Annotated in this window: 20 protein-coding genes and 1 pseudogene; 6 read left to right on the top strand and 15 right to left on the bottom strand. The window is 38.0% G+C overall.

Going from position 1 to position 20,926, the window contains the following annotated elements; translation table 11 throughout:
* Positions 1 to 47: 47 nt before the first annotated feature.
* Positions 48 to 938 (bottom strand): UTP--glucose-1-phosphate uridylyltransferase GalU, encoded by an 891-nt coding sequence (gene galU / locus I6E82_RS15175; protein WP_007585761.1) that lies wholly within the window; start codon positions 936 to 938, stop codon positions 48 to 50.
* A 293-nt stretch (positions 939 to 1,231) separates the two neighbouring features.
* Between galU and I6E82_RS15170 the strand changes: the two genes are divergently transcribed.
* The 5 genes from I6E82_RS15170 to I6E82_RS15150 all read left to right on the top strand — a co-directional run bounded on the left by I6E82_RS15170 (position 1,232) and on the right by I6E82_RS15150 (position 7,473).
* Positions 1,232 to 1,930: a transglutaminase-like cysteine peptidase gene (locus I6E82_RS15170; protein ID WP_024594585.1), complete on the top strand. Its 699-nt coding sequence runs from the start codon at positions 1,232 to 1,234 to the stop codon at positions 1,928 to 1,930.
* Positions 1,914 to 3,923: a bifunctional diguanylate cyclase/phosphodiesterase gene (locus tag I6E82_RS15165; protein ID WP_197118217.1), complete on the top strand. Its 2,010-nt coding sequence runs from the start codon at positions 1,914 to 1,916 to the stop codon at positions 3,921 to 3,923. Before I6E82_RS15170 ends, I6E82_RS15165 begins: the two co-directional genes overlap by 17 nt.
* A gap of 23 nt (positions 3,924 to 3,946) precedes the next feature.
* Positions 3,947 to 4,498 carry a hypothetical protein gene (locus I6E82_RS15160; RefSeq protein ID WP_154903343.1) on the top strand — a complete coding sequence of 184 codons (552 nt, stop codon included), beginning with the start codon at positions 3,947 to 3,949 and terminating at the stop codon, positions 4,496 to 4,498.
* A 63-nt stretch (positions 4,499 to 4,561) separates the two neighbouring features.
* On the top strand, positions 4,562 to 5,878 hold the full coding sequence (locus I6E82_RS15155; RefSeq protein ID WP_197118216.1) for an O-antigen ligase family protein: 1,317 nt from the start codon (positions 4,562 to 4,564) through the stop codon (positions 5,876 to 5,878).
* Positions 5,879 to 7,101: 1,223 nt separating this feature from the next.
* On the top strand, positions 7,102 to 7,473 hold the full coding sequence (locus I6E82_RS15150; protein WP_024590372.1) for a GxxExxY protein: 372 nt from the start codon (positions 7,102 to 7,104) through the stop codon (positions 7,471 to 7,473).
* 777 nt (positions 7,474 to 8,250) lie between these two features.
* On the opposite strand, the pseudogene I6E82_RS15145 reads toward I6E82_RS15150, so the two are convergent.
* The 14 genes and pseudogenes from I6E82_RS15145 to yceD form a co-directional block, all read right to left on the bottom strand.
* A pseudogene (locus tag I6E82_RS15145) lies at positions 8,251 to 10,110 on the bottom strand (alkaline phosphatase D family protein).
* A 4-nt stretch (positions 10,111 to 10,114) separates the two neighbouring features.
* Positions 10,115 to 10,894: a TatD family hydrolase gene (locus tag I6E82_RS15140; protein WP_197118215.1), complete on the bottom strand. Its 780-nt coding sequence runs from the start codon at positions 10,892 to 10,894 to the stop codon at positions 10,115 to 10,117.
* Between the two features lie 115 nt (positions 10,895 to 11,009).
* Positions 11,010 to 11,336, bottom strand: coding sequence for a PilZ domain-containing protein (locus I6E82_RS15135; RefSeq protein ID WP_002962367.1), 327 nt, complete (start codon positions 11,334 to 11,336; stop codon positions 11,010 to 11,012).
* A gap of 11 nt (positions 11,337 to 11,347) precedes the next feature.
* On the bottom strand, positions 11,348 to 12,262 hold the full coding sequence (locus I6E82_RS15130) for a DNA polymerase III subunit (protein WP_197118214.1): 915 nt from the start codon (positions 12,260 to 12,262) through the stop codon (positions 11,348 to 11,350).
* Between the two features lies 1 nt (position 12,263).
* Positions 12,264 to 12,890 (bottom strand): dTMP kinase, encoded by a 627-nt coding sequence (tmk, locus tag I6E82_RS15125; protein ID WP_007585737.1) that lies wholly within the window; start codon positions 12,888 to 12,890, stop codon positions 12,264 to 12,266.
* Between the two features lie 6 nt (positions 12,891 to 12,896).
* A complete protein-coding gene (gene mltG / locus I6E82_RS15120) occupies positions 12,897 to 13,883 on the bottom strand; it encodes an endolytic transglycosylase MltG (protein WP_197118213.1) in 987 nt (328 codons plus the stop codon).
* Complete coding sequence (gene pabC / locus I6E82_RS15115; RefSeq protein WP_197118212.1) at positions 13,877 to 14,692, bottom strand: aminodeoxychorismate lyase; 816 nt, start codon at positions 14,690 to 14,692, stop codon at positions 13,877 to 13,879. The genes mltG and pabC overlap by 7 nt, the downstream gene beginning before the upstream one ends.
* A 59-nt stretch (positions 14,693 to 14,751) precedes the next feature.
* Positions 14,752 to 15,990 carry a beta-ketoacyl-ACP synthase II gene (fabF, locus tag I6E82_RS15110; protein WP_007585731.1) on the bottom strand — a complete coding sequence of 413 codons (1,239 nt, stop codon included), beginning with the start codon at positions 15,988 to 15,990 and terminating at the stop codon, positions 14,752 to 14,754.
* A gap of 216 nt (positions 15,991 to 16,206) precedes the next feature.
* Positions 16,207 to 16,443, bottom strand: coding sequence for an acyl carrier protein (acpP, locus tag I6E82_RS15105; RefSeq protein WP_002962377.1), 237 nt, complete (start codon positions 16,441 to 16,443; stop codon positions 16,207 to 16,209).
* A 250-nt stretch (positions 16,444 to 16,693) separates the two neighbouring features.
* Positions 16,694 to 17,440, bottom strand: a complete 747-nt coding sequence (gene fabG / locus I6E82_RS15100) for a 3-oxoacyl-ACP reductase FabG (protein WP_076923841.1) — start codon at positions 17,438 to 17,440, stop codon at positions 16,694 to 16,696.
* A gap of 11 nt (positions 17,441 to 17,451) precedes the next feature.
* On the bottom strand, positions 17,452 to 18,378 hold the full coding sequence (fabD, locus tag I6E82_RS15095; protein WP_197118211.1) for an ACP S-malonyltransferase: 927 nt from the start codon (positions 18,376 to 18,378) through the stop codon (positions 17,452 to 17,454).
* A gap of 52 nt (positions 18,379 to 18,430) precedes the next feature.
* Positions 18,431 to 19,471: a phosphate acyltransferase PlsX gene (gene plsX, locus I6E82_RS15090; protein ID WP_007585728.1), complete on the bottom strand. Its 1,041-nt coding sequence runs from the start codon at positions 19,469 to 19,471 to the stop codon at positions 18,431 to 18,433.
* 12 nt (positions 19,472 to 19,483) lie between these two features.
* Complete coding sequence (rpmF, locus tag I6E82_RS15085) at positions 19,484 to 19,654, bottom strand: 50S ribosomal protein L32 (RefSeq protein WP_002962381.1); 171 nt, start codon at positions 19,652 to 19,654, stop codon at positions 19,484 to 19,486.
* A gap of 9 nt (positions 19,655 to 19,663) precedes the next feature.
* Positions 19,664 to 20,188 (bottom strand): 23S rRNA accumulation protein YceD, encoded by a 525-nt coding sequence (gene yceD, locus I6E82_RS15080; protein ID WP_007585727.1) that lies wholly within the window; start codon positions 20,186 to 20,188, stop codon positions 19,664 to 19,666.
* 131 nt (positions 20,189 to 20,319) lie between these two features.
* Here yceD and I6E82_RS15075 point away from each other — a divergent pair, with 131 nt between their 5' ends.
* Positions 20,320 to 20,919 (top strand): Maf family protein, encoded by a 600-nt coding sequence (locus I6E82_RS15075; protein ID WP_121954231.1) that lies wholly within the window; start codon positions 20,320 to 20,322, stop codon positions 20,917 to 20,919.
* Positions 20,920 to 20,926: the final 7 nt, after the last annotated feature.

The following is a 20,926-nucleotide window of genomic DNA, read 5'->3' as shown; positions in this document are numbered from 1 at the left end:
ATAACGCTAAATACAAATTAAATTTGGTTGTGATTTATAAAAGTAAGCTACGAAACCAATTTTTTAACCGCTTTAGTAAATTCTTCACCCATATGGCTTGATTGCATTGCATATTCTACGTTAGCAAGCATATAGCCTAATTTAGAACCACAATCGTGCGACTGGCCTTTTAAATGGTACGCTTCAAGTGTTTCTAGGTGACGTAATTGCAGTAATGCATCGGTAAGTTGTATTTCGCCACCGGCACCAGGAGGTGTGTACTCTAATAAATCCCAAATAGTAGGCGATACAACATAACGGCCTGTAATAGCTAAGTTGCTTGGTGCTTCATCGGTATTTGGCTTTTCTACCATGTTTTTAATTATTGCGTTTTCGCCCGCGTTAATTTTTATACCGGCCAGGTCAACCACACCATATTGGTGTACTTGTTCTTTTGGTACTGGCTCTACCATTACTTGGTTGTGGCCTGTTTTGTCGAATCGGTCGATCATTTGACTTAAATTATCGGTTTTTGGATTTGATTTGTATTTATCAATAATTACGTCAGGTAACATTACTGCAAATGGGTTGTTGCCTACTATTGGTTTGGCGGCAAGTACTGCGTGGCCAAGGCCTAAAGGCGCAGATTGACGAACCGAAATTACGGTTACGTCTTTCGGTACTATTGAGCGCACTTCTTCTAGTAGGCTACGCTTTACGCGTGCTTCTAGTGTGGCTTCTAGCTCAAAGCTGGTATCAAAATGGTTTTCGATTGAGTTTTTTGAAGCGTGAGTAACAAGTATTATTTCTTTAATACCTGCTTGTACAGCTTCGTTAACTACGTATTGAATAAGTGGTTTGTCTACCAGAGGCAGCATTTCTTTTGGAATGGCTTTTGTGGCTGGTAACATACGCGTTCCAAGGCCAGCTACAGGTAATACGGCTTTTAAAACTTTCACTTTAATTCCTTTCATTATTATTTTGTAAATATATAAAGAAGAAACTAAAGTTTACTTCCATATAACGTGCTTCACATACCTTGTGTTAGGATTATTATACACGCCATAATATTTGACTCAATAAATAAAACATCCTTTTAGGTTGTTTTTTTGTTAACTTTATGTTGCACCAAACTGGTCGGGGTGAGTCATGTTGGGGCATCTCATTCTTTATGATGATCTACCTTTTTAAAAGTAATAATACTATACTGGTTAATGTCGTTTATTAGGGATTACCAACTTAAGGAACATTTGTGCGCTTAGGGCTTTGCATTTTATTTATTGTGTCGTTTTTTGTATGCGCACAAGATATGCTTTTGTATTTGCGTAATAGCGATATTATTACCCGTGCACAGCAACAGTATGGCAACGAAGGTCATAAACGAATTAAAGATTGGCTTAACTTTATTGATGACTCGGCTGATGAAAGCGAATGGAAAAAAATTCACCTTGTTAACGATTTTTTTAATAAACACATTAAATATAAAAGCGATGAAGATCTTTGGCAGCAAAAAGATTACTGGGCTACCCCACTAGAGAGTTTAGGCGTTGGTATGGGCGATTGCGAAGATTACGTTATTGCTAAATACTTTACGTTAATAGCGCTAGGTGTTCCTGAGGATAAAATTCGTTTAATGTATGTACGACAGCGCACAGTCAACCAACCCCACATGGTACTTATATATATAGAAGATCCAAACAGAATTCCCTTTGTTTTAGGTAACTTTAATACTAAACTGCTGCCCGCTAATAAACGCCCCGATTTAACGCCTATTTACAGTTTTAATGGTCAAGGGCTTTGGTTAGCTAAATCGAAAGGGTTAGGCAATAAGGTAAAAAATAGCCGTGGTGTATCGGCTTGGAATACTATGCTAGAGCGAATTGAACAAGGTGAGCTTGCTCCCATTAAAAGTAACATTAAAGGAACTACCAGTTATGTCTCGACTTTTTAAAAATGGATTGAGTCTTAAAACCCAAGTTTACGGTTTAATAATCGTTATTTCGGTTGTTTCATTTGTGGTCAGGGTAGTTACAGATGTTGAAACCACCCGCGATTATTTACAAACCCAAATGGGAAGCCATGCCCAAGACACTGCTACCAGTTTAGGGCTTTCTATTTCGCCTTATTTGGAGCCAGAAAACCTAGTGATAGCTGAAACAATGGCTACTGCTATTTTTGATTCTGGTTACTACAAAGAAATTAAATTTACAAATTCACAAAGCCAAGTTGTATTTGATCTGGAAAATCCTAAGCGTGTTGAATCTGTGCCTAATTGGTTTATTGCTTTAAGTAGTTTAAAAGCACCCACTATGCAGTCGGAACTAAATAATGGTTGGATTATGGCGGGTATACTTGAGGTTACAAGCCATACTGGCCAGTCTTATGTTACGTTGTGGGAGCATACAAAACGCAGCTTTTATGGTTCTTTTTTAATACTAATTGCCTCGCTTGCAGTTGCCTTTTTAATATTACGCGAAGTATTTAAGCCTTTAAAAGCAGTTGAGCATCAAGCTCACCTTGTTACTCGTAAGCGCTTTACATTAAACGAAGAAATACCTATTGCACGAGAGCTGCGCACAGTAACTAAAGCTATAAATAATATGGTTATTAATTTACAAAGTACTTTTGATTCTTTAACTAAACAAACCCAAGCCTTAACTGAAGAAGTTTATATTGATTCTTTAACAGGGTTAGGTAATCGAAAGTTATTTGAAAATCACTTTAGCTCGGTTGTTGACACAATAACCACCGATGTTCCACTTACCGCAATGATGATTACCCTACCTTCACTTACAAATATAAACCAAACTGTTAGTTATCAAGATGGTGACGCCCATGTAAAAGATGTAAGCGTTATTCTTGCTAAAATTATTGGCAACCTTACTAACTCTAAAATATTTAGGTTAAATGGTAGTACTTTTATTGCGCTTGTACCTTACGATAAGCAGTTTTTAAATAGAACCCGTTTAGAAATTACCGATGCTTTTAGTAAACAAAAAAATAGCTTACATGTTAATGGGTTTGCTAATTTTGCTATATTAGAAGTAAATAAAGGCTCATCTATTGGTAGTGTTTTATCTGCTTTAGATACAGGTAGCACTATTGGCGATACAATAGACACTAACAAAATAGATAAAGATACGCTATTTAGTGTTAAACAATGGCGTACACTTATTCAGTCGATTATTGACTCTGGTGAAGTTAGCTTTTCGGTGCAGCCAGTTAAACGCACTAACTCACAAAACAAGCAGTGTTACTTTGAGGCATTTGCCCACTTTACCCATGAAGGTGAAAAGGTAAATAATGGCCATTTATTTGCTATGGCCGAAAAGCTTAATTTAACCGAAGAGTTAGACAAAAAAATAATTCGTAACTTTGTAAATATAAAAGAGCAATACCCTGATGACGTATTTGCCTTAAACGTAAGTAAGGCATCTTTATATTCGGCTGATTTTATACAGTGGTTAACGCTTTACGCACACACCAAACCCGTTATTAAAACTAACCTTATTTTTGAGTTACATGAAATTAGTTTACTTTATAATGTGCACATAGCCTCAAAGCATATAGATGCAATTAAAGATATTGGCATTAATGTGTGTATAGAACACTTTGGAACAAGCTTAACGTCGTTTAGGTATTTACAAGGCCTTGATATTGAATATGTAAAAATTGATGGCAGTTATATTCAAGACTTGTTAGATAATTCTCAAAGCCAATTTTTTATTCAAACCGTTAATAATATTTGTCATGGCTTTGGTATTAAAGTGTTGGCATGCTTAATTGAAAAACCCGAAACATTAAAAATGCTTGAAAATTTAGGCTGTGATGGTGTACAAGGTAATTTAATTATGGAGCCTTCTAAAGTACTTACAAATAAGAACCGTGATAACGTTAATAAAGAGTTTACTTTTTGCGCAGACACGCTAAAATTCTGTAATTAGATACTCACTTAAAGGGACACAAGATGAAATCAATTTTTTTAAAGAGTTTATTAATAGGTGCAATGGCTTTTACTGTTTCACCTGTTTACTCACAAGCAGATTCTGACGTTGTAGTACAATCTGACAGCCTTACTAATTTACTTAATATTTTAAATAATGCTCCGGATGATATTTCGTCTGAGGAACTACAAAATGAGTTAGTTGCTGCTATTGAGCAATTTTGCCAAGATATGGGTCCTATTGACCTCGATTCGCCTATTGCAAACGGTTCGTGTAGTGCTGAACAACTTGATATATTAATTAACGCAGTTGTTGCTTCTTTAGGTGCCGATAATGCGTTAATTTCTGACTTTTTAGCAGCCTTAGTAACTGCTGGTTCTGATAGTGATGCGGTAACTATTGCTGCAATTACTGCTGGTATAGATGCCACAGTTGCATCTGAAGCTACTGCTGCGGGTCCTACTGATGATACCCCAACTGCAGCTCCTCCTGTTGTTGTTTTACCAACAACTACTGTACCTCAAGGTACTGGTGGTACTGGTGGTGATGCTGGTATATCAGAAGTTGGTAACTAAGCACTCTTCTCAAATATAATACAAACGCAGCCTTTGGCTGCGTTTTTACTTTATGAGTTTAAATTGAACCGTTTTATATTTATTTTGCTATGTGCAATACTTTTTTTGCTGCCTATTCCTTTAGGTAGCTATCGCCCTTGGGCTATTTTGGCAATAGGTTTGTTGATTGGTGTTACTTTTTTAATTCATTTAATTAATAGCGCTATAAACAATAAGCAGCCCCTCTACCCTCCTTTATACTCCTGGCCTTTATTTGTTGCTCTTGGTGTTGTTGTTTTAATTTGCTTTATACAAATATTTAGCATTAGCCTTGACCCTTTTCAGACCAAACAAATGCTTATTAAAACAAGTTTTATGGTTTTATTTTGTTGGCTATTATTTATTTATTGTAATACTGAAAAGCGTATTAAAAATTTAATATATGCAATTATAAGTGCCGGCGTGTTTCAGGCTTTATATGCCACTTATTTGAATTTATCGCCTGATATTATTAGCCCACTATTTGGTTATAAGCATACCGACCGTGCTATTGGTACGTTTACTTACTCTAATTTTTTGGCTAACTTTTTAGCTTTATGCTTATGTTTGGGTATTGGTGTGTTAGTTAGCGAATTAAAGCGCTCTACTAGCGATTACAAACAAACATTAAAACAAACGCTTCGGGCGTGGACTGAAATACTTTTAAGCTCAAAAATAATTTTACGTATTTCGTTAATTATTATTATTGTTGCGTTAATTTTAACCCGTAGCCGTATGGGTAACTCTGCATTTTTTATTGCATTAATGGCTGTTAGCTTACTCGCATTTTTTATTTACAGGCAAAAACCTAAAGCCTTTAAACTACTTATAGTCAGCTTTTTTATAATCGATTTAATTATCATTGGTGCTATATTTGATGTAGAAAAAGTTAAACAGCGTATTAGCGAAACCAGTATTTCATCAGAAACCCGTGACGAAGTTGTACGTGATTCAATACCCCTTATTTTAGATAAGCCTTTGTTGGGCTCTGGTGGGGGTACATTTTATACTGCGTTTCCGGCATATCAGTCTGAGCCTTATTCGGGTTACTACGATAATGCTCATAACGATTACATACAGTTTGCAGTAGAGCTGGGTATACCCACTACAGCCGCACTGGGCTCACTTATACTCTATTGTTTATGGTTATGTATTGCGACTATGCGAAAGCGTAAAACAGCATTGTTTCAGGGCGTTGCTTTTGGCTGCGCCATTGCAATTATAGATATGCTCCTGCATTCGTTGGTAGATTACTCTTTACAAGCGGGTGCAAATTCTATGTTGTTTATGACTATTCTATGCTTGGCGATATTAAGTAGTAAATTACCTGCGTCTAAACGAAGTCGAAAAGAGCACAGTTAAATACAAAGCTAAGTAATTACCTAATACAAAGTAATTAGAAGCTACGCTTCTCACGCGAGCAAGCTCTGCTTCTACCGCCGAGGTTCAATTTACGGTTAACTTGAAAAACTCCGCTTGTTGCCGTGACAAGCAAAGCCTGTAATAAGTAATTTATGCACTAAGAGGTTAAGAGGCGCTTCGCTTTTAGAGAAGAAAATAAACACCAAACGCGTTTTTTATTAGTATTATGTCTTCTCATTTACTCCTCTTTTGTTTCTCTTTGTGAAAATAGATCTTTAATTGATTTATTGGTGAATAGATTAAATAATTTAAGCGTGGCTTTCGTAACAATCGTACCCATTATAAGAGATTTTTTCACTAAGAGGTTAAGAGGCGCTGCGCTTTTAGAGGAAGTAATAAAACCGAAACTATATCCTGATTGGTATTATGTATTCTCATTTACTCCTCTTTCGCTTCTCTTTGTGCAAATAGATTTTTAATTGATTTATTGGTGAATGGATTAAATAATTTAAGCGTGACTTTCGTAACAAGCGTACCCGTTATAAGTGATTTATGCACTAAGAGCTTAAGAGGCGCTGCGCTTTTAGAGAAGGAAATAAACACCAAACGCGTTTTTTATTAGTATTATGTTTTCTCATTTACTCCTCTTTAGCTTCTCTTTGTGCAAATAGGTTTTTAGCTGATTGTGAATAAATTAAGCGCTGCTTTCATAACAACCTTACTCCGTAATTAGTAATTTATTCACTAAGAGGGTATGAGGCGCTGCGCTTTTAGAGAAGGAAATAAAAACCAAACGCGTTTTTTATTGGTATTATGCCTTCTCATTTACCCCTCTTTAACTTCTCTTTGTGCAAATAGATCTTTAATTGATTTATTGGTGAATGGATTAAATAATTTAAGCGTGACTTTCGTAACAAGCGTACCCGTTATAAGTAATTTATTCACTAAGAGGTTATGAGGCGCTGCGCTTTTAGAGAAGGGAATGAACATAAAACACAGTTTTGATTAACATTATGTCTTCTCCTTTACACCTCTTTCGTTTCTCTTTGTGCAAATAGATCTTCGATTGATTTAAGATCAACAAACGAGTGACAACTTAATAGATTGCTTCATATAGCCTACAAGTCTTCAATTTTGCTATTTTATTTGTACTACACTTAATTCTTATTTTAAAACTGTTTCTTAGTTAATTAAATGCTTGTAGATTAAGCAAAAGGATACCTATGGATACTGATACATTAACAAAAACAGTAATAGGTTGCGCTATAGAAGTACACAGGAATTTAGGGCCTGGGTTATTAGAATCAAGTTACGAAGCTTGCTTAATATATGAATTAAGTAAAATTGGCTTATCTGCTAAAAACCAAGTTGAGCTACCGATATATTATAAAGATCAATATATAAATACAGGTTACCGGTTAGATATTTTATTGCCTAATAAATTAATAATTGAACTAAAGGCGGTTGATAAGCTTCTTCCAATTCACTCTGCACAATTAATAACTTATATGAAACTTTCAGAAATAAGTACTGGTTTACTAATAAACTTCAATGTTCTAAAGCTAGTCGATGGCATAAAGCGCTTTAATTCATAAAAATTATTTACTTAGGTTTTAAGTCGTTATTCAAAGGGCTATAAGTAACTGTACATTAAATTTTTAAGCGATTTATTCACAAAGAGGTTATGAGGCGCTGCGCTTTTAGAGAAGAAAATAAACACCGTAACTGTATTCTGATTGGCATTGTGTCTTCTCATTCACTCCTCTTTCGCTTCTCTTTGTGCAAATAGGTTTTTAGCTGATTTTTAAATAAATTAAGCGTTGCTTTCGTAACAACCTTACCCCGTGTAAGTAATTTATTCACTAAGAGGGTATGAGGCGCTGCGCTTTTAGAGAAGAAATAAAACCGATAATATATCCTGATTGGCATTATGTCTTCTCATTTACTCCTCTTTCGCTTCTCTTTGTGCAAATAGGTTTTTAGCTGGTTTTTAAATAAATTAAGCGTTGCTTTCTTAACAACCTTACTCCGTAATTAGTAATTTATTCACAAAGAGGTTATGAGGCGCTGCGCTTTTAGAGAAGAAAATAAACACCGAAACTGTATTCTGATTGGCATTGTGTCTTCTCATTTACTCCTCTTTCGCTTCTCTTTGTGCAAATAGATTTTTAGCTGATTTTTAAATAAATTAAGCGTTGCTTTCGTAACAACCTTACCCCGTGTAAGTAATTTATTCACTAAGAGGGTATGAGGCGCTGCGCTTTTAGAGAAGAAATAAAACCGATAATATATCCTGATTGGCATTATGTCTTCTCATTAACTCCTCTTTCGCTTCTCTTTGTGCAAATAGGCCTTTAATTATTGATTAAAAATTACTGTTCTTCTAAATCAAACTCAGTTAAATGACCATCGCCGTGTATAAGCTGGTAGCGGGCTAAATTTCCTTGTTCTAGTGTTATTAAACTAATAGCTGAGTCACTTACTAAGTATTTTTGCCCTTCACCTATGGTTTGGTGCTTATCTACTTCCATATGCCAACGTTTGGTAAAAAAGTTTAAGGGACTTTTTGGGCCGTATAAAATTGAGTCGAGCTTATCGAGTATGTTTATTAACTTACGCGGAAATTCGTTTTTAATACCACTGGCAGTAAGTTACCAAATTCGATTGGGATGATCGCCAAAACGCTTTTGCACCGAAAAGCAAAATGAGTAATGCACGTCTCCCGATAAAATAAGCGTTTCGTTTGGGGTGTCGGTTCGTCTAAAAGTATCGAGTAGCTTTTTGGCTGAACCTTCGTGCGCCATCCAGTTTTCTACATCTACCATAAGCGGTTGCCCGCAAATGTTAAACATGGCTTGAATAGCTTCTATTGATTTAACACCAAATACAGGAGCTGGCGATACAATAATAACTTGGTCGTGGCTTAATAGGCTTCCCTCAAGCTCTGTGAGGCGCTCCCAATCAAGTAGCCCTGAAGGTTCGTTAAAGTTTTGCTCATTTCGCCAGCGGTGCGTACGTGTATCTAGCACCACTACTTTGGGTATTGTAGTAAGTTCGTAATGCCAAAAGCTAAAATCGTTTAGTGGTTTATCAAATGCTTTAAACTGCCATAAATTATTAGCAGTACGGCTTTGCTTAAAAGGTGTTAGTAGCTCGCCCGTTTTATTTAGTGCATCGTTCCCCATTCCTTGGAATAGCCAATAACTAATTAAACCGTTATTAATGATCCGTTTACTACTTGGGTTTTCATTTATAGCTTGCTCCCACCCAGCGGTGAGATTCCAATCGTCGGTTACATCGTGATCATCAAACATCATTAATGTCGATACATTGGCAAACAACCGCTCTACTTCACTTAAGCCTTTTGCATAATCAATTAATGCTGTTTTTTCAGCGTTAAAAATAGTTTTGTTTTGCTCGCTTTGACCTAAATACGTTGTGTTTTGTATATCAACGCATTGCCAAGCAGCAGCACTAAAATTTAGTAAATAAAGTGCTATGTATTCTTCAAAGTGGATAAGGTGGTTATACGCTTTTACACTTGAAAAGTGAGGTTCGTCTTTTTTTAGCCAGTAACCAACACCTAACTTTGAGCGTTTTTGCCACGGCGTTTTTGGTAAGAACAAATGGCGATTATAAAGTTGCTCATTTATGTCGGCGGGTAGCTCAATGGCAAGTGGTTGCTCTTTATAAATACCTAAGGCTTTAATTAACTGATGAACAGCTAGCAACATGGGCCCTGCTACGTCGTCGGCATACACCTGATCACCGCTCAGTAATAGCAATTGTGCGCCCTGGTTATTATTACCACGCTGAGTATTTTGCCAGTGACTTGCAGACACTAAGCTGTCTTTTGCTGGATGATGTGCATTACGGCACGAGCCATGCAAAATATCACTGAGTTTATTGGGAATTACAAATGCAGGCGTTGTTTGATTGCTATAGCACCACGGCGATAAATCGATTGCTGTATCGTCAATTATAAGTTCATAGCTTAATAAGCTATCTACAGGAAGTTTATTATTTACTGGCTTTATAATCACGAAATGCAGGTACAAATGTTCCCCTAAAGAAACAGTGTGTTGATCGCTATAACATTCGTAATTTATAAGTGTTATTTGGCAGTTTGCAGGCTTGGAGGTAGCAAACTGAATGCAGACTCCAGTTTGCTCTGCACGGCGCACCATTGGCCCCATTAGTAAAATAGGAAGGTTTGCCGTGTGAGTAATCATGTATTTAGCCTTTAGCTGCTAATTTAAATAAAGAATAAAAGTTCTCGGTAGTCGCTTTAGCAAGTTCATTAAAGCTAATGCCTTTAAGTTCGCTAATGTAATAAGCAACATCTTCTACGTACGCTGGCTGATTTGTTTGCCCACGATGCGGTACCGGCGCTAAATAAGGCGAGTCGGTTTCTATTAGTAAGCGATCGAGCGGTATTTGTTTTACTACTTCTTTTAATTCAATAGCATTTTTAAAGGTAACAATGCCCGAAATAGAAATATAAAAGCCCATGTCTATGGCTTTTTTAGCCATATCCCAGTCTTCAGTAAAGCAATGTAGTACACCACCGCAGTTTTCGGCTTTGTGCTCACGCATTAAATTAATGGTGTCGGCGCGGGCATCACGAGTATGAATAATTAACGGTTTTTGTAATTCGTTAGCTACTTCAATATGCCCAACAAAACTTGCTTGCTGCACTGCGTGAGTATCTTTTGAATAGTAGTAATCAAGGCCCGTTTCGCCAATGGCAACAACTTTTTCGTGTGAGGCTAAGTCGATTAGTTGCTGTTTATTAAGGGCGTCTTTTTGATCAAGTGGATGTACACCACATGAGGCTGATACATCGTCGTAGTGCTTAATTTTATCAAGCATGCTTGGAAACTGATCAAGCGTTACGCTTACACATAAAAAGTGCTCTATTTGCTTTGCACGCGCTTTATCAAGAACTTGGTCAAGGTTTAAGTCTAGTTTATCAAAATCAAGACGGTCTAAATGGCAATGAGAATCTACAATCACTATAAGGCCTGTATTATGTTCAGGGTTTAAATTTGTTCGTTTAATTTATTATGTTAGCAATTAAAAGAACCCAATATAGGGCGGTGTTAATCTCAATGAAAAACCGACCCTATAACTACATGGTATATGTTTGATCGCCTGAGTTTAACATAGTCCCAAGTAGCTTTTCGATTTTAGCGTTTAGGTTTGTTTTATCGTCTAAAAAGCTAATACCAATACCTGGAGGGTTAGAGCTTTGTGCCCCTTGTGGCGTGATCCACGACACTTTACCTGTTACTACATCATCTTCTAAGGCATCGGGCAAGGTAACTCTAAGTGCTAATGAATGCCCTGCTTCGTAACGCATATTAGTACGTACAAATAAGCCACCTTTTTTTAAGTAAGGCATATAACAACGGTATAACTCGTCTAAATCGTCAATGTCTACTAGTAATTCTTGCATGATTAATCCTTTTAAGAATTTCGCAATGTGTATGCTAATCGTGATACAGCAAGCGATAAATTAAGGCCAAGTACTTGTGTGTTATTTTGTAAAAATTCGCCTAATGCATTTTGCGCACTTTGATAAGCGTCAAAACTCATACCTTGCAGTAATTGCTGCTTTAGTTGCACGCTTAAAAACAAAGTAAATATACGAACAAGTTCAGGCTGTTTATTTATTATATCGACTAACGCTTTGAAATTATGGCTTTGTTTAAACTCAGTTGCAAACTTATACAGTGTATCAATATTTTTTAGCTGGTCTTGCTGTTGCCAATGCTTTACTTGCAGCGGTTGGTTATAAAAAAGTGCTAGCCAACTATAGTTAGGTATATCTAATGTCTCTAACCATTGCTGAGCAAGTGCTGTATTTGTTATTTTTACGTCACTTTTAGCGCATCGACTTAAAATAGTTGCAGGGAGCTGTGCTGGTTGGCTTGTAGTTAATATTAGAAAACGGCTATTAGTTGGCTCTTCAAGTGTTTTTAATAATGCGTTAGCTGCTGCAGTGGTCATTTTTTCGCAATTTTCGATTATTGCTACTTTATTACCATTTTGCGCTGCTGAGTGATTCATAAAATCACTAATGCCGCGTATATCATCTACGCCTATGCTTTGCCCATCAACTTGCGTTAAGCGCTTGTCGGGGTGAGTACCCGCAAGAGTAAGTAAGCAGCTTTTACAGTGTCCGCAAGGTTTTAGCATACTGTTTTGCGCAGCTACCTGCTTAGCTATATTTTGGCATAACAAAGCATTACCAAGCTCATCACTTAACTCAAACTTACCTACGCCAACAGGCCCACAAAATAATTGCGCATGATGAAAACGCTCTGCACGATAACTTTGCGCTAAACGTGCTTGGGTATCATGTAGCCACGGCAATGGCATATTATTTTAGGCCTTCAAAAAATGAATGCAGTACATTGGTTATATCGCGATGTACTTTATCAATACTTTGGTTTGCATCGACCGTTTTAATTGTGTTGTCGTCATTAGCAAGTTCAACATAACGCATACGTGTACGCTGAAAAAACTCAATGGCTTCTTGTTCAATACGGTCAAGCTCACCACGCCCTTTTGCACGTTCAAGGCCTATCACTGGGTCAATATCAAGGTAAATAGTTAAATCAGGCTTTAAGCCCTTTAATACCATTGACGAAAGTGAAGCTAATGTATTTGAGCTAATACCACGCCCGCCACCTTGATACGCCTGAGACGATAAATCATGACGATCGGCAAGTACCCATTGGCCTTTATCAAGCGCTGGGGTAATAACATTGTGCATTAATTGCGAACGTGCTGCGTACATAATAAGCAACTCGGTTTCAAAGGCAATTTCTTCTTCGTGCTCTGCTTTTACAAGCGTACGAAGCGATTCAGCAAGCGGCGTGCCGCCAGGTTCGCGGACGTTAATGAAGTCTATTTTTTGTTTGTTTAAAAAGTCTTGGCATAACGAAATAGCGGTTGATTTACCCGCGCCTTCTAGCCCTTCTATTACTATAAATTTTGATTTCATAAAATATTAATTCTTTTTATTTAATATATACGTTTTAACTGCTGCGTTATGCTGCTTTAACGTGGTTGAAAATTGGTGGCTACCATCGCCTTTTGATACAAAGTAAACGTATTCACTTTGTGGCGGATTAACTGCAGCTAAAATAGCGGCTTTTGATGGCATTGCAATCGGTGTTGGTGGTAAACCATTAATACGATACGTATTGTAAGGCGTATAATCGCGTAAATCTTTGCGTTTAATATCGCCATCAAAATCAGTGCCTAATCCATATATTACGGTTGGATCGGTCTGTAAGCGCATATTGGTGTTTAATCGATTAACAAACGCTGATGCAATTAACGGACGCTCGCTGGCAAGGCCTGTTTCTTTTTCAATAATTGAAGCCATTATAAGTGCTTCGTATGCTGTTTTGTAGGGCAGATTAACAGCGCGCTGCTGCCAAGCGTCGTCTAACGTTTGCTGCATTTTTTGTGCTGCACGTTTTAATACACTGCTTGCAGTATCGTTATTATGATAATGGTAAGTGTCGGGGAATAACCAGCCTTCTAAGTGCGTGTCATTACCCAGTATTTGAGTACTTAGTTCGTCAGTTTTTAAATCGTTTTGTAAATTATCAGCTTTTTTAATAGCACTTAGTACTTCACGTAAGTTTTGCCCTTCAATTATGGTAAAACTAAAACTAATTTGCTGACCTTGGTTAATTTTTTTTACGTTATTAATAACGCTATCGGCTGTTAGCTCGTAAAGTCCCGCTTTTAAGTCGGTGAGTGTGGGATCTAATTTGGCAATTACTTGATAACGCCAGCAGCCTTCCACCCAGTTATTAGCTTGCCACTGCTGACATAACTTATTAAAGCCAGTGCCATGCTTAACTTCAAATTGTGTGTTTTGCGCTACTTTTAGCGGGCTATTTATTGTTGCTTGTAATTGCTGGTAACCAATAGCAGTGGTTATAACAGCTAAAAAAAGTACCGATAAAATAACTTTTAACACTCAGCCTCCTTGGCTAATAATTTAGTTAGTAATGCGTGGCTGTCGTCTGTATTAAATACCTGTTGCTCAATACGTTTAACAGGTACTGCTCCCACTAAGCTATTACACACAAATACAGCGTCTGCTTGGGTTAAATCTTCTACTTTCACGCGTTTAAATTCAACAGGCAATTTATCACATAACGATTGTAGATAAACGCCCTTTATTCCGCACTCATCAAGCAATGGCGTAAACACACACTTATTTTTAATCGCAAAAATATTAGCAGCTGAAGCTTCAATTACATTGTTATTGTAATCAAGCACTAACACATCATCGCAGTTTTGCGTTTGCATTGCTTTTTTAACTAGTACTTGCTCAAGCCGGTTTAGTGTTTTAAGACCCGCTAAATGTGGCTGTGCAGCTAATTTAATCGGGCTTATTTCGAGGTTTACACCCTTTTTAGTAAGCGCTTCGTAATTACTAGGGTAGTCCAACACACTCAATAAAATAGTGACATTACACTCACTTGGCAGCCCATAACCACGCCCGCCTTCGCCTCGCGTTACAAGTATTTTAAGCACGTTTAGTGGTGCAGCGTTTATATGCAAAGCAATTTGATTTTCAAGGCTATTAAAGTCTAACTCAGGAAAACCCAAACGCTGTGCGCACTCAATCAAACGCGCTTTATGATGAGCCCAATACTGTACTTGCCCATCAACAACCTTAGCGGTTGTAAAAAAGCCATCACCATAATTTAAGCCCCTGTCACGCGTGCTTAAAGTGCTGTTTTGATCTACTGCTATTATTGTTTGCATTTTGTTTGGCATATAAAAAAAGCCCAGTTAAACAACTGAGCTCTTATAATTTGATTCGTTGTTAAAAAAGATTATACCTTTTTAAATAGCAACGAGCCATTAGTACCACCAAAACCGAACGAGTTACACAGTGCAAAGTCTAACTTTGCATCACGTGCAGTGTGAGCAATATAATCTAAGTCACACCCTTCGTCTGGATTATCAAGGTTGATAGTTGGTGACACTTTTTGATCTGTCAGTGATAAAATCGAAATAATCGATTCAACTGAACCTGCAGCACCTAACAAGTGACCCATCATCGATTTAGACGAGCCTACCATTACATCTTTAGCTGCATTACCAAAAATAGACTTAACAGCGGCAGTTTCTGCTTTATCGCCTGCATTTGTAGATGTACCGTGTGCGTTAATGTAACCAATTTGCTCAGCGTTTACTTGCGCATCGTTTAGTGCGTTTTGCATTGCAAGGGCAGCACCCGCACCATCTTCTGGTGGTGATGTCATGTGGTACGCATCGCCACTCATACCAAAGCCTACTAGCTCAGCATAAATTTTAGCACCACGTGCTTTAGCATGTTCGTACTCTTCAACTACAACAACACCAGCGCCGTCAGAAAGCACAAAGCCATCGCGGTCTTTATCCCAAGGGCGAGAAGCCGCTTGTGGATCGTCATTGCGGGTTGAAAGTGCACGCGCAGCATTAAAGCCACCCATACCAATTGGGGTACACGCTTTTTCTGCACCGCCAGCAACCATTGCATCTGCATCACCGTAGGCAATCATGCGGGCTGCATGGCCAATATTATGCAAACCAGTAGTACAGGCAGTTACAATTGAAATATTTGGACCACGAAGTCCGTGCATCATTGATAAATGACCTGAGATCATATTAATGATGGTAGACGGCACATAAAATGGCGATAACTTGCGCGGACCACTATTTAATAGCTTAATGTGGTTTTCTTCAATTAACGTAAGCCCACCAATACCTGAACCTACAGCTACACCAATGCGTGCTGCGTTTTGCTCAGTGATTTCAAGGCCTGAATCTTTAAAGGCTTGAACACCCGCTGCAATGCCGTACTGAATAAACAAGTCCATTTTTTTAGTATCTTTCGCTGACATGTATGCAGTTGCATCAAAATCATTTATTAAACCAGCGAATTTAGTACCAAATTTTGATGTATCAAAGTGCGTTATTGTTTGAATGCCACTTTTACCATCTAATAAGCCTTGCCAGGTTGATTGAACATCATTACCTAGCGGCGTCAACATTCCTAAGCCAGTTACGACGACTCGACGTTTAGCCACGGTTTGCCTCCAATAAGGGATATTTTACAAGGGGATGATCATACCCAAGCTACCTCAAAGTGCTAGTCCCAAAATAGATTAAAAACGCATAACACTATCAAAATTAATTTTTAGCTAAAATTGAGCATAGAGATTTAAGTTTTGAATCACGAACTTTGAGGTGGTTTGGATATAAAAAATTAAAGGCAGCGGATGCTGCCTTTAACGTGCGATTAATTACTCAGCGTGTGCTGTAACGTAATCGATAGCAGTTTGTACTGTAGTGATCTTCTCAGCTTCTTCATCTGGGATCTCAGTATCAAACTCTTCTTCAAGAGCCATTACTAGTTCAACAGTATCAAGAGAATCTGCACCTAGGTCATCTACGAAAGAAGATTCATTTTTAACTTCTTCTTCTTTAACACCTAGTTGTTCAATGATAATTTTCTTTACGCGTTCTTGGATATCGCTCATTCTTCTTTCCTTTATTAAAAACGCCAATGCGTTATTTTCAGATTGCGGCGTAGTTTACGCCGCATAATTCTCTGATTCAATGATTTGACCATAAATAATTGTCTGGTCAAACCTCTGAGTGTGTATTTTGTCTTTTATCGCTTATTTTCGCAGCGATTTCAAGTATGTTTAAAGCAAGTTCACAAATAATTCAATGTTTTTGAGGTAACTTACTTAACTTTATCAAGTAGTAATTTAGGTACAATGGCTATTAAACCATGTACATCGCGCCATTTACATGCAAAGTTTCGCCTGATACATACGCAGCCGCGTCAGATGCTAAATAACATACTGCAGCAGCAATTTCGTCTGGTTGACCTAAACGCCCTGCTGGAACATTTGCAAGTGTTGCTGCTTTTTGCTCATCAGTTAAATTATCAGTCATGTCTGTTTGAATAAAACCAGGTGCGATTACGTTAACTGTAATACCACGTGATGCAACTTCGCGCGCAAGTGACTTAGAAAAACCAATTACACCCGCTTTAGCCGCTGCATAATTAGCTTGACCTGCATTACCCATAGTACCTACTACTGAGCCAATGTTAATAATACGGCCTTTCTTTTTCTTCATCATTGGACGAAGTACCGCTTTAGATAAACGGAAAACTGAGCTTAAATTAGTGTCAATAATATCGTCCCACTCAGTTTCTTTCATACGCATTAATAAGTTATCGCGTGTAATACCTGCGTTATTTACAAGTACGTCAATATCGCCTAAATCAGCTTTTATTGCAGCAAGTGTTGCTTCAATAGATGCAGGATCGGTTACGTTTAATGCATAACCTTTACCACTGTCACCTAGGTACTCACTGATTTTAGCAGCGCCCGACTCACTTGTCGCAGTACCTGCAACTTTTGCACCTTGTGCAACTAATGTTGTTGCAATTGCTTTACCAATACCACGGCTGGCGCCAGTAATTAGGACAACTTTGCCCTCTAATGAAAATAAATTAGACATTTTATATACTCTTATTTAGCTGCATCAATTGAAGCGGCGTCGTTTACTGAGCCACAGATCATTGCTTTATCAATTCGTTTAGCAAGTCCTGTTAATACTTTACCAGGACCAAATTCGTAGCTTTGTGTTACATCTTGCGCAACCAGGGCTTGTACTGTTTCTGTCCAGCGAACTGGGCTGTAAAGCTGGCGTACTAATGCATCTTTAATTGCATCAGCTGACGTTTCAGCTTTTACATCAACATTATTAATTACATCACATTTAGGTGTGTTAAATGTTAAAGCGGCTAAGTCTGCTGCTAGCTTGTCAGCTGCTGGCTTCATTAACTCACAATGTGAAGGTACGCTAACAGAAAGTGGTAATGCACGTTTAGCACCGGCATCTTTACATGCTTGCGATGCTCTATCTACTGCCGCTTTATGGCCTGCGATAACAACTTGACCAGGAGAGTTGTAGTTAACTGGAGACACAACCTCACCTTGCGCTGAGGCAGCACAAGCCGCTTTAATTTCTTCATCGCTTAAGCCAATAATAGCAGCCATTGAACCTACGCCTGCTGGCACGGCTTCTTGCATGTATAAACCACGGTTTTCAACAAGCTTTACGGCTTCGCTCAAGCTTAATACATCGCTACATACTAACGCTGAGTATTCACCTAAGCTGTGACCCGCCATAACGACGTCTGCATCAGGGTTAGCTGCTAACCAATCACGGTAAATAGCAACACTTGCAGTTAGTAATGCAGGTTGTGTGCGGTGGGTTTGATTTAATTTTTCTTCTGGGCCATTAAGAACTAGCTCTGCTAAGTCGTAACCCAGTGCATTTGACGCTTCTGCAAATGTTGCTTTAACAATGTCAGAACTCTCTAGTAGTTCTTGTAACATACCAACGCTTTGCGAGCCTTGACCTGGGAATAGAAGTGCAATTTTTTGTGCCATACTTTGCTCTTTTTAATTAAACAAATAAATAATGAAATACACGGCACATCAATTATTGATTAACCGCCGTGTCTTTAGAATGTGTTTTTTCGAAAATAGCGGCTATTTTATCAGGAAGTTGACGTTCAACCTCTTTTACCGCTTCATCAATTGCTGCTTGAAATGCTTTAGCTGACGCATTTCCATGACTTTTAACGACAATACCGCGCAATCCTACCAGAGAAGCACCGTTATACTGGTCGGGGTTCACCCTTTTATAGAGTTTTTTTATTATTGGACGCAATATAAACGCCATACATTTATATAAAAGGTGCTTTTCGAGCGCGGTTGTAAACTTATTCATAATAAGCTTGGCAATGCCTTCACATGTTTTAAGTGCTACGTTACCAACAAACCCTTCGCATACAATGACATCAGCCTTACCCGAAAAAATATCACTTCCTTCGCTGTAACCAATATAATTTATATGTGGGCTTTGCTGCATTAATTGTGCAGCTTGTTTAATGTCGTCGTGGCCTTTAATGTCCTCAGCACCAATATTTAATAAACTAACGCGAGGATTATCCAAACCAAGTGCTTGTCCTGCAACTATAGAGCCCATAATGCCAAACTGATAGAGCATTTGCGCATCACAATGCACATTAGCACCTAAGTCGAGTAAATATACTGGGTTTTTAAGCTCTGTAGGAACAGATGAAATGAGTGCGGCACGTTTAACACCTGGCAGCATTTTTAATACATAGTGAGCCATAAAAAATAGAGCGCCGGTATTACCTGAGCTAACACATGCTTGAGCCTCGCCCGATTTAACTAAATCTAGGGCAACACGCATAGATGAATCTTTTTTTGAACGCACAGCAATTGCAGGTTCACAGGCATTGGTGACTATTTCACTACAGTGACGAATTATGAGTCTAGGATGAGGTAGAGAATCGAGGGATTCGAGTTCTTTAGATATAACATGTTCATTGCCACATAAAATGAGAGTTAAATTGGCATGAGCATTTACTGCACAAACGGCAGCAGGAATAGATGAACGGGGGCCGTAATCGCCCCCCATCATATCTAACGCTATGGTTAGATCTTTCAGCATATAAGTAATCTCTTATTTAGAAATTACTTGAACGCCTTTGTAGTAACCATCTGCAGTCACATGGTGACGACGATGAGTCTCACCAGATGTTTGATCTACAGTTAAAGTTGGACCACTGATCGCATCGTGTGAACGGCGCATGCCGCGTCTTGCACGAGACTTTTTGCTTTTTTGTACAGCCATAGTCTTCTCCTAAGAATCTTTCTTAAGTTGTTTCAAAATATCAAATGGATTAGGTTTATCATCTTCCGCCTTTAATACACCAAAGCTGGCAGGCTTTGCTGAATAACTGCATGAAGCTTCGTTGTGGGTAGCCACTAATGGAATTGCTAAAATTAGTTCGTCTTCAATTAAATTAAAAACGTTAACTTCACCATTTTCATCAAGCGCTACTTCATCGTAGTCTTCTGGAAAAATATCTAACTCTGTATCTTCACCTACTGGTGAATATGCAAAGTCTTGAACCAAATCCAACCCTAAATCACCATTACAACGTTGACAAATGACAGTAACGTGTGTGGACAAATTGCCTCTAATCACAGCGAAACCTTGATCATCGTTTTTGCAATGTATTTTTACCGCTATTTCACCTACTTCTTCCTGCACAACTTTCTCTAAACGAGTAAGTTTTTCAAGCGGTACAATTCCGTCATACTTTAAACGGTGCTGCGCTGCTTTGCCTGGATGAAGAGTGATGGGAATTTTCACCTTTTGCATAGGGGCTGCATCATATAGATAGTTAGTTTGTTAGTCAAAGTAAAAAACCATTTTTACTTGGTTTTTAACGTGTTTTACTCTCGGATCTGATTTATCCTAACTCAATCTGAATTATCGTAGGAAAACAGTCCGTGAAGCATCCACTCATTTTAGCGTCAAGCTCGCCTTTTAGGCAGTCTTTATTACAAAAATTTAATTTACCATTTGATACGTTTTCACCAGACGTTGACGAATCAGCACTTGAATGCGAAACACCTACCGAACTGGTTAAGCGTTTAAGTGAATTAAAAGCCTCAGCGGCTAATAAACACTTTAACAAAGGGTTAGCTATTGGATCAGACCAAGTCGCTGTGTTTAATAATCAAATTTTAGGTAAACCACATAATAAACAAAATGCCGTAAAACAACTAAATTTATTTAGCGGTAATACTGTAACATTTTTAACTGGGCTTTGTGTTTACGATATTGTAACTGGCACTAAAAAAACCTGCGTAGAACCTTTTAATGTGTCGTTTAAAACACTCAGTGATGCACAAATTAGTGCTTATTGCGATGCTGAGCAGCCTTATAACTGTGCTGGCAGCTTTAAGAGTGAAGGGTTGGGTATCTGTTTATTTGAAAAGTTAAGCGGAGACGATCCTAATAGCTTAATTGGATTACCATTAATTAAACTCAGCCAGTTACTGGCTGAGTTTGGTATTGATGTACTTACTGCTCAAAACAAGTTCTAGTTAAATA

It is taken from the genome of Pseudoalteromonas sp. NZS11, assembly GCF_015864765.1.
Classification (GTDB): Bacteria; Pseudomonadota; Gammaproteobacteria; order Enterobacterales; family Alteromonadaceae; genus Pseudoalteromonas; species Pseudoalteromonas arctica.
This window is presented reverse-complemented; position numbering and strand designations above follow the sequence as displayed.

Excerpts from the sequence above, each read along its gene's own strand:
- I6E82_RS15165 (WP_197118217.1), top strand. The coding sequence starts at position 1,914 with ATGTCTCGACTTTTTAAAAATGGATTGAGTCTTAAAACCCAAGTTTAC.
- I6E82_RS15160 (WP_154903343.1), top strand. The coding sequence starts at position 3,947 with ATGAAATCAATTTTTTTAAAGAGTTTATTAATAGGTGCAATGGCTTTT.
- I6E82_RS15150 (WP_024590372.1), top strand. The coding sequence starts at position 7,102 with ATGGATACTGATACATTAACAAAAACAGTAATAGGTTGCGCTATAGAA.
- I6E82_RS15135 (WP_002962367.1), bottom strand. The coding sequence starts at position 11,336 with ATGCAAGAATTACTAGTAGACATTGACGATTTAGACGAGTTATACCGT.
- I6E82_RS15130 (WP_197118214.1), bottom strand. The coding sequence starts at position 12,262 with ATGCCATTGCCGTGGCTACATGATACCCAAGCACGTTTAGCGCAAAGT.
- tmk (WP_007585737.1), bottom strand. The coding sequence starts at position 12,890 with ATGAAATCAAAATTTATAGTAATAGAAGGGCTAGAAGGCGCGGGTAAA.
- pabC (WP_197118212.1), bottom strand. The coding sequence starts at position 14,692 with ATGCCAAACAAAATGCAAACAATAATAGCAGTAGATCAAAACAGCACT.
- acpP (WP_002962377.1), bottom strand. The coding sequence starts at position 16,443 with ATGAGCGATATCCAAGAACGCGTAAAGAAAATTATCATTGAACAACTA.
- fabG (WP_076923841.1), bottom strand. The coding sequence starts at position 17,440 with ATGTCTAATTTATTTTCATTAGAGGGCAAAGTTGTCCTAATTACTGGC.
- fabD (WP_197118211.1), bottom strand. The coding sequence starts at position 18,378 with ATGGCACAAAAAATTGCACTTCTATTCCCAGGTCAAGGCTCGCAAAGC.
- plsX (WP_007585728.1), bottom strand. The coding sequence starts at position 19,471 with ATGCTGAAAGATCTAACCATAGCGTTAGATATGATGGGGGGCGATTAC.
- rpmF (WP_002962381.1), bottom strand. The coding sequence starts at position 19,654 with ATGGCTGTACAAAAAAGCAAAAAGTCTCGTGCAAGACGCGGCATGCGC.
- yceD (WP_007585727.1), bottom strand. The coding sequence starts at position 20,188 with ATGCAAAAGGTGAAAATTCCCATCACTCTTCATCCAGGCAAAGCAGCG.